This is a genomic window from Mesorhizobium sp. 128a (assembly GCF_053848025.1).
This window is the reverse complement of the sequence record NZ_JBSPKY010000014.1, coordinates 41,722-56,082: the sequence shown is the minus strand read 5'-3', so window position 1 is coordinate 56,082 and position 14,361 is coordinate 41,722. Positions and strand designations below refer to the sequence as shown.

Genomic DNA, 14,361 nt, shown 5'->3' with positions numbered 1-14,361 from the left:
GATGAGGGTCGACGTCTATGAACGGTTGATGAGAATTCAGGCGAGCCGCCGCCGCGTGTTGAAGGGCGCCGCAGGGGCCGCTGCTCTTGCCGCCGGATCGTCGTCGGGAGTGCCCGGAACGGTTTCGCGCTTGTTCGCGGATGAGAACCTGCGCGCGCAGATCCTAAAGATACCTGGAGTAGGAACCGGCGAGCCGACCGACGCCGATTGGCAAAAGGTGGGCGAATTATGCCTCGAAGGCACAAAGGCTACCGTCGCCGAAGGCGAGTTCGCCGCGATCGAGTTGACCTTTATGGGTCTTAACAATGAACAGAAACACAACTTCCTTTTTCGCGGCTTCCTCGCGCCCTGGGAGACGTATACTGGCGCGAGGATCAACTGGATCGACCTCGCGCAGGCCGATTACAATCCACGTCTGCAGCAGTCCATCGCTACCGGCACAATCGACTTCGACATCCTCGAGATGGGTGCGCCACTGGAGGGTGACACTGCCGGCAAAGGCCTTCTCGACGAGATGCCCGACTGGGTGGCGAAGCAGATCGACGCCGATGACCTTGTCGGCTACTTAAAGCCTCCGGTCGGAACTTGGAACGGAAAAACTTACCGCGTCACCATCGACGGCGATTGCCACACCTTCGCTTATCGTACCGACTATCTTGGCGACGGATCGATAAGCGGCATGTTAGAGCCACCGGACACATGGGCGAAGGTGAAGGCTTTCTCCGAGGCCCTTAAGGGAAAGAAGGATCCACTTACAGGGCTGGACGCCTACGGTTTCCTCGATCCGCTGAAGTTCCAATGGGGCGGGTTCGGGTACTACTTTCTGGCCGACCGTGCCGCGGCTTACGCCAAGCATCCGGCTGATCCGGCGTGGCTCTTCGAGCCCGACACCATGCAGCCGCGCATCAACAACCCGGCGTGGGTACGAGCGATCCAAGACGTGATGGACATGATGCCGGATCAGCCGCCGGACCAAGTGAACGCCGATCCGAACACGACTATGTCTCAACAGTTCCTCGCAGGCACTGGCGGAGCGCTGTGCTGGTGGGGCGACGTCGGCCCGTATGCCCGCACATCGGAGACGTCGGTTGTCGGCGGTGTCGTCGGCTTCTCGATCAACCCTGGCGCTGACGAGGTGTACAATTCCAGAGCCGGCGCGTGGGAAAAGCCGGCGAGCCCGAACTTCGCGCCGAATATGGCGTATCTCGGCTGGGGCATCTACGTCACCAACCGTGTCTCGGGCAATGAGATGAAGCGCAAGGCGGCATGGTCGGCAGCGGCGCATCTCGGCGGCAAGGACATTTCGCTCTGGATGGCCGCATATCCGTCCGGCTTCCAGCCCTATCGCAATTCTCACTTCAACTATGACGAATGGGTGGCGGCGGGTTATGACCGCGACTACGTCGAGGATTACCTCGGCTCGAACGCGGAAAGCTACAATCATCCCAACGCCGCGATCGAGCCGCGCATCCCCGGCATTTTCCAATACTACTCGATCTTCGAAGACGAACTGGTGAAGGGCATTTCGGGCCAGTACGCTTCCGCTCAGGAGACGGCCGATAGGATCGCCGCCGCCTGGGAGAAAATCACTGACCAGATCGGTCGCGACGATCAGATTAAGCTGTATAAAGCGTCGCTTGGCATGTAGCCGCCCAGTCCCTGGCCTGATTCCGGTCTGGACCCTGGAAGGAGGCGACTGTGTCGTCCGCCAAGGAGTATGCGTGGGCTGACCCTTGGCTCTCAAAGGCAGGTGCACAGATTACGACTCTCAAACCGCCTATGGGGTATGAATCCTGACTTGCTCGCGCCCTGAGCAACAGCCATCTCGGGCCCTTATCCACACGTTGGGCGTCCGCGCGGAACTTCGACATGCGGCGACAACTGCTACCGCCATCTCTAACTGACTTTGCTAATACCAAGGTATCGTCAACACCATCGGACAATCGATCCAGGGCGCGCCCGGCTGCATATCTTAACCATCGCTGCCGTCCAGTCTCGCGAGCAGTCAGTGTCGTTGTCCATCGAAGGAGCTGTTCACAATGCACGCAATTCGAAAACTTCGCGAGTCAGGTCATGCCACGGTAGCCGACTACGAAAAGCTTCTTGCACCGGATGTCGTTTTTCACAGTCCAGTACTGATACGGACCGCAGAAGGTCGCTCGGTGGTTGCAAAGATTTTCGCGGCGTCGACCACGCTGCGAGACGGTGCCTATACCGGCGAGTGGAAACTGGACGACCGCAGAACCCTGTTGAGATGGAAGGGAACGATCCAAGGTCACGAGCTCGAAAGTTTCGATATCATCGAAGAAAATGACGAGGGGCTCATCGTCGACCGCACGGTAGCCTTCCGTCCAATGCCCGCGGCGAAACTTTTTCGCGATGCCATGCGGGCTGCCATCGGAACCTCTGTCCCAGACGATTTCTGGGAATATTCGAACTAGATCGTCACCGGATAGACGCTCGCGCCGCTCTCGCTCTATTACCCAGGCAGGAAGCGTCCACCGGCAGCCTTCAGTGTCTTCTCCAGGCCGCGAGGGAGTTCAGGCCAGGAGCGGTCACTGCTCGAATGGAGGCTAATGGCTGCGATCGGATCGGACGCTGAACGGCAGCTTCTCGCTAAACCTGGCTAACACCTGACGGTCCGCTGTCGGCCCCGTTCCAGCCATTGCTATTGATCACCGGCACTGACGGAATGGGCAGGCCTGTTGATTTCAAAAACACACAACGCCCTTTCAATGTTCGCCTTTTGTGCTTCGAAAGTCGCATAAAAGGCAGTCTGCGACCGCTTGCGTTTCGGGTAACGGCAGCTCGTAAGCTGGCGGACTGTTTTCGGCCAAGAATGCGCCATTCCGTGATCGATTTTGCGACGGCAGGTGCTGCTCATTTTTGACCTCAGCCACGGGCGATTGCCTACTCTTAGGAAAAGCCCCGTTCCGGATCGGTTGGGGCGATCGCTCGCTCCCGCAGCTGTGAGCAAAGTTCAGTCCACGACGGATCAGAAACGAAACTGCTCAGACCTCCACAGGCATCAGCGAAAGGCATATCGCCGAAGCGGTCGATGACCTCGCTGGTTTCGCCTATGCTGCCCTTTCGGATTGACTCGAATGGATCCTCATCGCATTCAATGACGCGATGCCCCCAAGCTCCTGGCACATCATCGCTCGCGAGAGCGCGTCGAAGGTCCGCATCCATGTCTGAGGCCTCTAGAGCCCGACAAATGACGTAGCGCATCAGGGGATAGTAGACCGGCTGGTGACTGCCTCCGAGCGCGCGCACGCCGGGCAGGATCGACAGGACCAGAAACATAAGGAGCAGGTTCGGAACAAGGCTGCGGTCCGCCAGCCGCTCAATGATATCAGGAGCCGCGAAGCGGGCTACCTTCGTTCTGGTCGCCAGATTGATGAGTTCTCCACCCACCATGCGCAGCGGCAGGCGCTTTCCGTTTTCATAATACCAAAAGAAATCGGTACCGCGCGCGAGCCAGCCGCCCCAGGGGCCAGCCGCCAGCCTGTCGATCTCGTCAAGGATATTCAAAGCCAGCTTTGGGCTCTCCAGCAACCTCGTACGCAGCCAGGAAGCCTTGTCTGATAGGTGGTCCGCTACCAGGTCGGCAACATCCTCATCGTCGATTTGCAGGAAGGCAAAGCTCTCTCCGAACAGTTTTGGCCAGAGGATGCGATTGGCTGCCTTGATGGCATGCGCAGGCCGCTCGAACTGCGTCTTCGGCAGAAGGCTGCGAAGCAGGGCGAGGGCGTCTCCCTCGGCATTTGGCTCCATTGGCTCCAGCTCGAACCGGTATGATCCAGGCCCGGTCAGAAGGCTGTATCCGATCATCCGGCTTCGGCTGAGACCGAAGACGTTGACCGGCGTCCCGTCAAGCGTGATCCATCCTGGCCCCTTGCGGGGCTTTTCAACGAGACTGACCGTGGAAACGGCATAGGAAACGTAGGTCGAGCAGCCATGCGCCGAGAGGCCAAGCAGGCTGAAGACGTGGGTGTAATAGGCCTCTGGCTCCATGAGGAGAAACAAATGCGGGCCGGTCTGCAACACGCGGCGTTGTTCTAGATCTTTGCATATTTGGGAGACGGCGCTGATCGGCAATCCGTTTCGCGTTCCCGCCTTCCTGATCGTGTCAAGCAGCCTGGCAAACGCGCGGCTGCGAATTTCGGGTTCTGGTTTCTGGGCAGGCGCTTCGAACAAGCGGGACGCATAATCGCGAAGCGGGCGGCAATGATAGGAGCGCGTCCAAGGATAGAGCGTCGCCAGAGTGTCCAGCACCGCCTGCTTGGCGCCTGTGTCCGTCGCTAGCTCATCCACCTCACGGTTCATCCTTTCGCTGCGCGATGCCGATGCTCAATGCAGGAATGCTGATGAGGAGCACCACGCCGAATCCGAAGAAGATTGTCGAAGGAAATACACTCTCGCCCAAAACGCCAGTGATGCTGAAAATCACCAGGCCGAGCGCGACAGCGAGACTGTGCATGACGCCCTTGGCCCTGCCCAATACATTGTCAGGCATACGCGACTGCAGTGTGACCTCGATGCTCACCCGGCTCAGATTGTAGAGAAACCCCAGCGTGGCGAAGACGATCAATGTCCAGGGCGCCCGTAAAGTGATCAACGACATCAACGCGAGCGCCGTTGAGGCCAACAGCATGAGGTGCAGTATAGGACCACTTATCGCCCGTGTCAGCCTGACAAGAACAGCCGCCCCAATAACCGAACCGGCCGACCACGCGGCCTCAAGGTAGCCGAAATCGGCGGCGGTGCCTTGCTGCTCTTCGAAGACGAAGCTTGATCCTATCACCGTGACCAGCACCGCGCCTCCATAGAGAAGGGCATAGGCGGCAAACAGACGAAGGAGATGCCTGTCCATGTTCGGTGCCAGGCCCTTGGCCCTTCTGACACCTTGCGGGAGGAGCCCTGACCGCATCCAGGAGAGTGAGCCGGCTGAAACGAGGAACGACAGGGCGAGCGCCGTGAACGTCAGGGCAGGGGAGCGCCCACCCAGCAATGACCCGGCAAGCAACGCTGCGCCGAGGCTGCCAAACTGCATGGTGAAGAACACGGTGGAATTCGTGGCCGCAAGTTCGGCGCCGCGCGTCATGAGCGGGATCATTGCTTGCGAGGCGGTCAGCGCGACACGATCGCAAATCGAAAAGAGCGCCGCTGACACGCAGAGAGTTAAAAGGGCGTCCAGATACAGGAGCGTACACGCCGTAGTGAGCAAGATGGCAAAGCGACCGAGATCGGCCGCGATGTTCAATCGCTGTCGGTCAAACCGGTCCGCTGTCAGGCCGGCCAGAGGGCTTGCGACGAATTCGACAACACTGACGATCGCAAGCAGTGTCGCCACGGCGGCGCCTCCGTAGCCTGCTTCGACAAGCGTCCAGGCGGATGCGATGTAGTATCCGTTTCGTCCGACTGCCGCCGATAGCGTGCTGGCCAGGAATCCAAGCCATATCCCGGACTGGATGCTTGATCTGCGGTCAGCGTTAATGTGAATTGCATTTGACAAGGGCTACGCATCCAATCGGTGCTTGTCATTACCCACTGGCCAGATTGCCGCTTAACAATCCCGGTTGTTTTTTCAGTTCGTTGCTGAAATCAGCGAAAGGATTTATCAAATCCTGGATCGGCGGCGGTATTCCGTCGGACTGACGCCGAACGCCCGCTTAAAGGCGATCGTGAAATGGCTTGAGCTGCCGAACCCGCATTCCAGCGCGATCTCCGTCGCCGACATATTGGTCGATCGCAGCATGTCGGCGGAGTGATCCAGTCGACGCCGTGCGATGAACGCGTGTGGCGTCATCCCGGTAGATTGCTTGAAAGCCCTGCTGAAATGGAAACGACTGACACCGACCTCCTTTGCCAGATCGGCGAGGGTGGGTGTCTCGTCCGACGAGGATTCGATCATTGCTATCGCACGTTTGAGATCGAAGGCTGACAACCCGCCTTTCGCCGGCTCATGATAGTGACCGTTGCGCCTGACCATCTGAACGAACAATTGCATGGCCTGGCTCTCGACCATCGTCAAGCTGATCGGATCGGGCTGCCTGAGCTCGATGGCGATCCGCTGCAAAGCCATTTCCACCGTGCTGTCCCGAAATCCGATCGCAGCTGGCAGGTCGCCCGAGCGATGGCGCACCATCCCGCCGAACGCCTCGTCGGCGAACCCTTTTTCAATCGAGACGAGCAGGTAGGCGGCCATCGGCTCTCCTTCGTCCCACCCCGTCCAATCGCTGCCGGCAGGCATATGGATTACCGAACCGGCCCGCCGCGGCGAAAACGAGATCCGACGCCCGTCGACGAAATCTTCTCCGCGGCTTGCCGCCCCTTTCAGGTTCATCAGGAATATATGGCCTGGGAACGAAATAGCTGTTTCCTGGCGCTCCAGACCAGTTCTCCTGATCAAGTCTGCCCGTATGCTGCCCCAGCTCTCATGTTGGTGTGTAAGCGTCTGGTGCTGTGAACGGCGGATCTTGTTCGGATCGAGGCAAGGAGTGTCCACGGATGGGAGCAGCCTTCATACTAAGAGTAGCCCGCCCTCCCGTGTTGTGCATAACCAGAGGTTGCTGGACAAATCACAACTAACTCAGGATTGGTAGAAGATGTGACTTTAGTAAAAAAATGGCAATCGTAGGAAAGCCCCTCGTATTCAGCAGGCCTACCAGTGACCCGGCCAAGACTCGAAGCAATCTGAAACATTAGATCACTCTTAATTGAGTGGAGTTTTCTCGTCGAGCTCTTGGCATCTCACCAAAGCTACGGTGCGGGAGGCATAGAGCGATGCGAGGACTAAACGACTTCCTGGCCGAGTGCGACCAAGGACCACGGATCAACCAGCTGGCAGGGTTTTTCGCGGCAACCGCAGCGGGCAAAAGCGGGATGCCAGTTCGCAAGCCTCAGGCCGATGCACGCCTCCTGCCCAGCGACGAACTCCTTCGTGATCTCGTTCGCCTGCACGCCGCCCGGCAAGGTTTTTTCGACCAGCACTATCACGGCAGCATTCCCTACAGATTGGAAGAGGAGTGCCGGATGGCCTACGCAGTGCTGAACTATGCTCGGCGCCGTGGTGCTGCGCTGTCGCTGTACAGTCTTGGAACTGCGGAAGGCACGATGGCCAGAACACTGTCCGAATTTTCGGATGGGCAGATTGTTTCGCTGTCCTGCAGCCCGAACCCCGAAAACTACAAATCCTTCATGGCGTATGGCGAACCGGCCCACGCCGAATTCTTCATCGGCCCGTTCCACTGGTTGACCAAGGATGCGCTCGGATCGGATCGGCGGCTGACGAAATTCACGCGAGGCTTCGACCTCATCCTGGAGGACACAACCTTCCAGATGTATTCGCCCAACAGACCGAAGCAGATCGAGTTCGTGACCCAGCACCTCAAGGACGGCGGCATCTTCGTCTTCGTCGAAAAGTTCAGGGCGGCCAATGAAAGCGACTACCAGCGTCGAGAGTACCAGAAGGACTATGGCTTCAAGGCGAGATACTTTCCCCCGGACGAAATCGCAAAAAAGAGGACGGACGTCCTCGGGACCATGTTCAACAATGAGGTGACGCTGGCAGAGATGGCGCGCTCCGTAGGTGCGCATTTCAGGTACTGCACGATGACGTGGAACAGCGGCAATTTCTGCAGCCTTGCGGCAAGCAACAGCAAGGAAAATCTCGATCTCTACGCCTCACAGATGTCAACGCCGGCCATTCCGCACGAATATGTCTACGAGACCCTAGTATCTGACGCCGCGACGATCGCCATGACGGACAGCCCGGTGTGACGCAGCCATGGAGTGGTAGCCGCGCCTGCTGCGGCGATGGTTACGAAGCGCAAGGGACATGACGCGGAACGGGAACGTCATCCAGTTGCTGACCTACGCTTTTGCGGCCATGGAGCACGGCAGCTTGCGTCAGGCCGCAAGAGCCCTGAGGGTCCAGGAATCCTCGGTCAGTCGTAACGTCGTCAAACTCGAACAGTTGCTCGACATGCAGCTGTTCGAGCGCGATGTGCGCGGCGTTCGCCTGACAAAGGCGGGCCGCGCCTGGATCGAAATCGTGCGGGCTCACTACGACGGCTTGCTGGATGCCTTCGCCGCGCGTGTGCGCGATAACAAGGACGCCAAGACACTCAGGATCGGACTGTGCTGGGTGACAGGAGGGGAATTCCTCAAACGCCTCATCGAGCGTTTCCGCAAGCTGTACCCGGACATAAGGCTGACCATTGAGGATGTTCCAGCCGGCCAGTGTTTGTCAGCTATACGTCGCAGGCGCTTCGACATTGTGTTCACGCATGACATTGGCGCCGCCAAATTCTGCAGCAGTGAAGTGTTCTGGCAAGAACGCCTCTTCGTGCTCCTGCCGTCCTGTCATCCTCTTGTCGACAAGCCGGTGCTCAGATGGTCCGACCTCGCGGACATGTCTCTGCTCCTCCCGCTTGGGCTGGAAGGACCGCCGTTGGACCTGTGCCTACTCGAACGCATTGCGGCCGATGGCGGCCCGGCTGTTCGAACGTGCCGCGCGAACCAGGCGACGGTCATTTTCCAGGTAAGGCTCGGGCAAGGCGTCACTTTGGCCGAGGCGAGCTATGCCAGGACAGTGGACATCGATTCCGCCCTTTGGAAGCCGCTTCGCGGGAAGAACAGCATCAGTTCGATCAGGGGTGTGTGGCTCGGATCCAATCCAAAGCGGGCTGTCCTGCGTCTGGTCGGGCTCGCCAAGAACATGGTGGCAGCCGCTCAAGTCAAGGACCCGGACGCACGAAGCGCCCCTGCAGCGCTAAGGCCCTCTTGAGATAGGCGTGCTCGAAGGCGCTCGCCATGCAGTTGATCTCGGATGATCGGGCGGCCACGGCTCTGGCAACATCGCGCCAGTTCGCAGTCACGGTGGCGACCTCCTTGACGATTGTTCGCGCCTGCACGAGCGTCAGCGCAAAAACCCGGCGGCAACCTCCAGCAAGTCAAGCGAACGGCTACGAACTCGTCGATGATTGCTGCGCTGTGCCGAATGTATTAGAGTGGTCTCATACACACCCATCCGCGGGCGCGCGGCGGCCGGAGGGTTAGGCCATGATGGTCTCCAGGCGATTGTTGCTGCCGAAGGCCTTCCCGATGCGGGTCAGGCGTTTCGGAACCGGCTGGGTTCGTATTGTCTGTCGGGCTCTCGTCGTTACTTTCATTTCCTGGTTTGCTGCCGGGCCGGCGATCGCGAGGCCCCTTCATGATGCTGCCGGAGAGGGCGACGCCGGCAAGGTAGCCGAACTCCTGGCACAAGGCGCCGATGTGAACGATCGCGACGAAACTCGACAGACCCCACTGATCGATGCAGCACTTGCCGGCAAGACCGAGGTCGCCACTGTGTTGATCGAGGCCAAGGCAGACATCGAAGCCCGCAACGACCGTGGCTTCACTGCCCTTCATGCGGCAGCCTACTCAGGAAGCCTGGACATAGCTAAATTGCTGCTCGACCACGGGGCCGAGGTCGATGCGTTGAGCACGCACAAGATTACCCCGCTGCATGTAGCAGCAGAAGAGAACCAGACGGCCATTGCGGAGCTATTGATCGCGCACGGAGCACAGGTCGAGGCAATCCAGGAATACGGCTACACGCCTCTCAGCCGCGCGACGTTCTTTCAGAGCGCCGACGTAATGGCCTTGCTCAAGAAGCACGGCGCAAAATGCCAACCCAAGGAAACGATGGGGTCGTCGTACAAGGTGTGCATCGCCCTGGGCAACTGATATCGAGTAGGGTTACGGGAGAAGAACATGACAGAGAACCGTTCCACGTTTGACAGTTTGCTTTGCGCGGGGGTAGTTGCCGCCTCCATCATGCTCTTCGGCACTAGCGCATCCTACGCCGACGACGGAGTGAACACCGGATATTTCGGCAACGTCGCCATACTGGGCTACGATCCGGTGGCGTATTTTACGGACGGTCGCGCGACGATGGGTTCGCCCAAGATCTCGAAGAAATGGCTTGGGGCGACGTGGTACTTCGCCAGCGTCCAGCACCGCGATGCCTTTATTTCCGAGCCTGTGCGCTATGCTCCTCAATTCGGCGGCTTTTGCACCGGGGGAATGTCAGCGAAGGAGGCATCTGCGAACCTTGACCCGGAAGCGTTCCGCATTGTCGACGGCAAGCTCTTCCTTTTTTCCGGAAAGGAGGGCCTGGAGCAAGACTTCGATGCCAACCCAGCGCCTGTCATTGCGAAGGCGGAAGCCGAATGGCCCGCAGTGGAGGCGAAGGAATTCGAGGCTAGAACGGCCGCCAACTAGGCGCATGTCGCAAGCCCGCATGTTGAATGGTGCCCGTCACTGAGACACGGAGAAATACCAGACGGTGACGGAGTCCGGCCACACAAACTCGTCCTGCGTTTGGCTGCTCCCCTGGGGGTTGCGATAGACCGGGGCGCAGAACTTGCGGCCGAGCAAGGTCGCGGTGGATTGCGTGCAGAAGAGGTTGCCATCCAAGCTGGACGCGCCGGTGATAATGCTGCTTTGCGAACTCAGGGCGAAATCTCCATTTGCACTCAGCTCCATGACGAACGGCGCACCATTATGTTGACGTCCGACCCATGTCCGATCACCTGTCAGGGCGCGTAAGTGGGAGCCGTCCAGGCGGTCTTCTTCCCGCCCGCGAAAATCGAAGCTCCGCTCGGGCATTCCCGCGGCGCGAAGGGCATCCAGCCGGTGATCGAGGTCCTGTTGCCGCCGGTGGTGGGCATAGACGACACGATAGGCGGCGAGGTTCTGCTCGGGATTTTTCAGGATTGCTGCAACCGCATCGTGCGCCTCGGCCATTCGGCCCAGCCGCGCATTTGCCATTGCGAGGGTTTCGAGGCCGAGGTCGCTGCGCTCTTCCGGCTGGACCTGGTTTAGCGCCCGCAAGGCCTTCTCGTATTGGCGGTTCATGTAGAGCACGAAGCCATAGTAGTCGAAGACCTGCGCTCGCGGCTTGGGATCGAGTTGTAATACCCGCTCCATCGCTGTCAGAGCCTCCGGGCCTTGTCCTGCGTAGGTGAGGACGATGGCCAGGTTGAGCTCTGCCTCCGCGCCGTTCGGATCCAGTTCGACGGCTTTCTGGACAGATGCGATCGCCTGGTCCCATTCGCCATCCAGCATCTGCAGGATGCCGAGCACAGCATATGCTCTCGACGACTGCGGATCGAGCTCCAGCGCCCGCCCTGCCGCTTCATAGGCGCGCTGGCGAGCGACGGCGCTGAGCATGAGCAACTCGTAGTCGAAGCCGAGCACGTCCACCGTGGCGCGAGCATAGCCCGAGTAAGCATCCGCAAACGCAGGATCAAGCTTGATCGCTCTTTGATACAGGGACAGTGTCTCGCCGAGAGACCTGCTGTCGAGCACATAAACCTTCTGCTCGGCTCGGGTGTAGAAATCGTACGCCTCCAGGCTTCGCGTAGGGAGACGAGCAATCTGTGCCCTTTCGCCTTCCGTCAGGCGTACCGAGAGTGCGTCGACGATGCGCCCGATCACCTCGTCCTGAAGCGCAAATATCCGGGAGTAGTCGCGGTCGTAGCGCTCGGCCCAGATGTTGCTTCCCGTTTTGGCATCGATGAGCTGAACATTGATCCGGACTGCGTCGCCCTCCCGGCGGACACTGCCCTCGACCACGTAGTGGACGTTCAACTGCGCCGCGATCTCGTCGACATCGAGGGATCGATCCTTGAAGGAGAACGCGGAATTGCGGGCGATGACGAGGAGCCCGGAGATCTTGGACAGATCGGTGATGAGATCGTCTGCGAGCCCCTCAGCCAAGTAATCCTGGCCCGCTTTCTGGCCGAGATCGGTAAACGGCAAAACGGCGATGGAAGGCTTGCCGGGCGTTGAAGCGGCCTGATGGGCACTGTGACCTGGCATAAGGCCAATTACCCGCGGCCAAAGCATCAAGGCAATCCCCGCTGCCAGAGCCAGAAGGAGCGCCGCCGCGCCGATCACAGGCCACCGTGGAGAGCGCGACTTCCTGGCTCCTCCGGTCTGTTCCAGCAGAACGCGATAGGCGCGGACCCGTTCTGGAATGTTCTTGAGGCGCTGTTCGCCGAGTGACTTGAAGATCAGGCCGAGCTTGTTATGGGCCTGATCGTAGGCCGTTCCCGAGATGACGATGCCGCCAGGGTCGCTCAGCCCCTCTAGCCGGGCCGCGATGTTAACGCCATCGCCGTAGACGTCGTCCTGGTCAATGATCACGTCACCCAGGTTGATTCCGATTCGGAACACGATCCAAGTATCTTCGGGAAGACTGAGGTTCTGCTGCGTGGTGACCCGCTGGATTTCGACGGCGCAAGCCACAGCATCGACGACGCTGGCGAACTCGACCAAAGCCCCATCGCCCATGAGCTTGACGATGCGGCCATGGTACGCCTCGATCGACGGTTCGATGAATTCGCGGCGAAGCGACTTGAGCCGGGTGAGCGTGCCCGTCTCGTCCAGCCCCATCAGCCGACTGTACCCCACCACGTCGGCGGCGAGGATGGCGACTAGCTTCCGTTCGAGATGTTGAACCTGTTCCACCGCCCATGACTATAGCGAAGGCCCTATGGCAAGACCATATGCGCGGCCAAGGACCGGAAAATGCGCGCGTCGCAGAGGTATGGCGTCCGCACGCGGCGCCGGGGGCCGGCCTGGCCCCGGCATACTCCAATTGAGGTTAGTCGGTGAGCGGCCGCGAACCAGCGGCAGAGGTGGCTGAGTCGGCATGTTGCTTGCGAGGCGGGGAGCATCGGGGGGACGAGGAGAACCATCATTGTCCGATGCCGACCCGTTGTGCGGTGGACAGCGTTAGCGAGATGGAACAATCCGACAACTGGCGAATTTGTAAGATGAAGGGCGTCTGTTTCGGAGGAAGCTATGAAACGCGTCCTTGCCCAAAATGCGGTCCGAATGATGCTAAGCGGTGTAGCCGCCTGTCTGCTCACGGTCGTCGAGATTCCCAATCCGATTACGCCATTGTCGCTTGTGTCCGAGGCAAGCGCTGCCACCGACGTTTCGATCAGCATATTCTACCAAGACCTATCTTCCCATGGTGATTGGGTTTCGTACCACGGAGCGACCGTTTTCGTCCCGGTTGATGTACGTGACGATTGGCGTCCGTATACCCTTGGACACTGGGTCTATACCGAGCAATATGGCTGGCTCTGGGTATCCACGAGCCATTCGGCTGGGCGACGTACCATTATGGCCGGTGGGGCTATGCCGACGATATCGGCTGGTACTGGGTCCCGGGTACTCGGTGGGCGCCAGCATGGGTGAGTTGGCGTCGTGAAAGGGAGCACATCATTTGGGCTCCGCTGCCGCCGCGCCGCGATCCGGATTTGGTTTCAATCGAGGTGACCTTCGACACGACGCCGGCTTATTACTGGGTTGTGGTCCCCACTCGCGAATTCCTTGCCGCGGACATTTCTGTGGTCGTTATTCGTGATGAGCCGGAGTTTGTGCGCATTGTTGAGGCGGCCGAACCGGCCGGCGACGTGACAGTCCGGAACAACGTGGTGATCAACAAAGTCATTGATGTCGATGTGATCGAAAAGGAGACGAACCAGAAGGTGACTACCGTCAAGGTCAGCAAGACCGACGCGCCCGAGCAGTCCGGCAAACTGGAAAACGATACGGTCGCTGTCTTTGAAGGCGAGGTGAAAGCCGACCCTAAGGCCAAACCAGCTAAGCTCAAAGACATCGAGGAGGTGAAGCAGGTTCAGGCTGGCCGGAAATCGAAGCCGACCGAAGGCGCTGCAACGACCGAGCAGGCCAAGCCCGAAGAAACCGCCAAGCCCGAAGAAACCGCCAAGCCTGGGAAGCCGAAGGTCGGCGAGCAGCCCGCCACCGAGCAGGCCGAGCCCGGCAAGGCGGCCAAGCCTGGGAAGCCGAAGGTCGGCGAGCAGCCCGCCACCGAGCAGGCCGAGCCCGGCAAGGCGGCCAAGCCTGAGAAGTCGAAGGCCAAGGAGCCGGCCACCGAGCAGCAGGCCGAACCGGAACAGGCGGCCAAGCCTGAGAAGCCGAAGGCCAAGACGCAGCCCGCCGCCGAGCAGCAGCAGGCCGAGCCGGAACAGGCGGCCAAGCCTGAGAAGCCGAAGGCCAAGACGCAGCCCGCCGCCGAGCAGCAGCAGGCCGAGCCGGAACAGGCGGCCAAGCCTGAGAAGCCGAAGGCCAAGAAGCAGCCCGCCGTCGAGCCGCAGCAGGCCGAGCCGGAACAGGCCGCCAAGCCTGAGAAGCCGAAGGCCAAGAAGCAACCTCCCGCCGAGCCGCAGCAGGCCGAGCCCGAGCAGGCGGCCAAGCCCAAGCCACAGAAGGAGAAAAACAAGGCGTGCGGCGATCCGCAGACTGAGAACTGCTAAGTGCGTGGGTAGG

General features: G+C 59.8%; 12 protein-coding genes and 1 pseudogene. 8 read left to right on the top strand and 5 right to left on the bottom strand.

All coding sequences use genetic code 11. The features are described from left to right. Position 1: 1 nt before the first annotated feature. Both ACWTU9_RS22395 and ACWTU9_RS22390 read left to right on the top strand, forming a co-directional pair. The gene (locus tag ACWTU9_RS22395; protein WP_455860179.1) at positions 2-1,648 is read left to right on the top strand and encodes a sugar ABC transporter substrate-binding protein; all 1,647 of its coding nucleotides are present in this window, start codon (positions 2-4) and stop codon (positions 1,646-1,648) included. 391 nt (positions 1,649-2,039) lie between these two features. Next, entirely contained in the window at positions 2,040-2,441 is a 402-nt protein-coding gene (locus ACWTU9_RS22390; RefSeq protein WP_455860178.1) for a hypothetical protein, read from the top strand. A 475-nt stretch (positions 2,442-2,916) separates the two neighbouring features. Here the strand turns inward: ACWTU9_RS22390 and ACWTU9_RS22385 are convergent, their stop codons facing one another. The 4 genes from ACWTU9_RS22385 to ACWTU9_RS22370 form a co-directional block, all read right to left on the bottom strand. Then, complete coding sequence (locus ACWTU9_RS22385; protein WP_455860177.1) at positions 2,917-4,329, bottom strand: hypothetical protein; 1,413 nt, start codon at positions 4,327-4,329, stop codon at positions 2,917-2,919. Continuing rightward, the gene (locus tag ACWTU9_RS22380; protein WP_455860176.1) at positions 4,319-5,518 is read right to left on the bottom strand and encodes an MFS transporter; all 1,200 of its coding nucleotides are present in this window, start codon (positions 5,516-5,518) and stop codon (positions 4,319-4,321) included. Before ACWTU9_RS22380 ends, ACWTU9_RS22385 begins: the two co-directional genes overlap by 11 nt. 105 nt (positions 5,519-5,623) lie before the next feature. Then, the gene (locus ACWTU9_RS22375) at positions 5,624-6,349 is read right to left on the bottom strand and encodes a helix-turn-helix domain-containing protein (RefSeq protein WP_455860175.1); all 726 of its coding nucleotides are present in this window, start codon (positions 6,347-6,349) and stop codon (positions 5,624-5,626) included. Between the two features lie 449 nt (positions 6,350-6,798). Continuing rightward, complete coding sequence (locus tag ACWTU9_RS22370) at positions 6,799-7,002, bottom strand: hypothetical protein (RefSeq protein WP_455860174.1); 204 nt, start codon at positions 7,000-7,002, stop codon at positions 6,799-6,801. Between the two features lie 36 nt (positions 7,003-7,038). Between ACWTU9_RS22370 and ACWTU9_RS22365 the strand changes: the two genes are divergently transcribed. From ACWTU9_RS22365 to ACWTU9_RS22350, 4 genes are all read left to right on the top strand, one after another. Next, positions 7,039-7,785 carry a class I SAM-dependent methyltransferase gene (locus ACWTU9_RS22365; RefSeq protein WP_455860173.1) on the top strand — a complete coding sequence of 249 codons (747 nt, stop codon included), beginning with the start codon at positions 7,039-7,041 and terminating at the stop codon, positions 7,783-7,785. Between the two features lie 85 nt (positions 7,786-7,870). Further along, a complete protein-coding gene (locus ACWTU9_RS22360) occupies positions 7,871-8,794 on the top strand; it encodes a LysR family transcriptional regulator (protein ID WP_455860172.1) in 924 nt (307 codons plus the stop codon). 275 nt (positions 8,795-9,069) lie between these two features. Continuing rightward, complete coding sequence (locus ACWTU9_RS22355; RefSeq protein ID WP_455860171.1) at positions 9,070-9,738, top strand: ankyrin repeat domain-containing protein; 669 nt, start codon at positions 9,070-9,072, stop codon at positions 9,736-9,738. Between the two features lie 27 nt (positions 9,739-9,765). After that, positions 9,766-10,275, top strand: coding sequence for a YHS domain-containing (seleno)protein (locus tag ACWTU9_RS22350; protein ID WP_455860170.1), 510 nt, complete (start codon positions 9,766-9,768; stop codon positions 10,273-10,275). Positions 10,276-10,311: 36 nt separating this feature from the next. Here the strand turns inward: ACWTU9_RS22350 and ACWTU9_RS22345 are convergent, their stop codons facing one another. Further along, the gene (locus ACWTU9_RS22345; RefSeq protein WP_455860169.1) at positions 10,312-12,528 is read right to left on the bottom strand and encodes an adenylate/guanylate cyclase domain-containing protein; all 2,217 of its coding nucleotides are present in this window, start codon (positions 12,526-12,528) and stop codon (positions 10,312-10,314) included. A gap of 336 nt (positions 12,529-12,864) precedes the next feature. Between ACWTU9_RS22345 and ACWTU9_RS22340 the strand changes: the two are divergent. Together ACWTU9_RS22340 and ACWTU9_RS22335 are read left to right on the top strand one after the other, a co-directional pair. Beyond that, positions 12,865-13,304, top strand: a pseudogene (locus tag ACWTU9_RS22340) (DUF6600 domain-containing protein); the annotation flags it as partial. Positions 13,305-13,328: 24 nt separating this feature from the next. Beyond that, positions 13,329-14,348 carry a hypothetical protein gene (locus tag ACWTU9_RS22335; RefSeq protein WP_455860289.1) on the top strand — a complete coding sequence of 340 codons (1,020 nt, stop codon included), beginning with the start codon at positions 13,329-13,331 and terminating at the stop codon, positions 14,346-14,348. The last annotated feature ends 13 nt before the right edge of the window (positions 14,349-14,361 follow it).

Excerpts from the sequence above, each read along its gene's own strand:
- ACWTU9_RS22390 (WP_455860178.1), top strand. The coding sequence starts at position 2,040 with ATGCACGCAATTCGAAAACTTCGCGAGTCAGGTCATGCCACGGTAGCC.
- ACWTU9_RS22350 (WP_455860170.1), top strand. The coding sequence starts at position 9,766 with ATGACAGAGAACCGTTCCACGTTTGACAGTTTGCTTTGCGCGGGGGTA.
- ACWTU9_RS22355 (WP_455860171.1), top strand. The coding sequence starts at position 9,070 with ATGATGGTCTCCAGGCGATTGTTGCTGCCGAAGGCCTTCCCGATGCGG.
- ACWTU9_RS22375 (WP_455860175.1), bottom strand. The coding sequence starts at position 6,349 with ATGAACCTGAAAGGGGCGGCAAGCCGCGGAGAAGATTTCGTCGACGGG.
- ACWTU9_RS22365 (WP_455860173.1), top strand. The coding sequence starts at position 7,039 with ATGGCCTACGCAGTGCTGAACTATGCTCGGCGCCGTGGTGCTGCGCTG.
- ACWTU9_RS22385 (WP_455860177.1), bottom strand. The coding sequence starts at position 4,329 with ATGAACCGTGAGGTGGATGAGCTAGCGACGGACACAGGCGCCAAGCAG.
- ACWTU9_RS22395 (WP_455860179.1), top strand. The coding sequence starts at position 2 with ATGAGGGTCGACGTCTATGAACGGTTGATGAGAATTCAGGCGAGCCGC.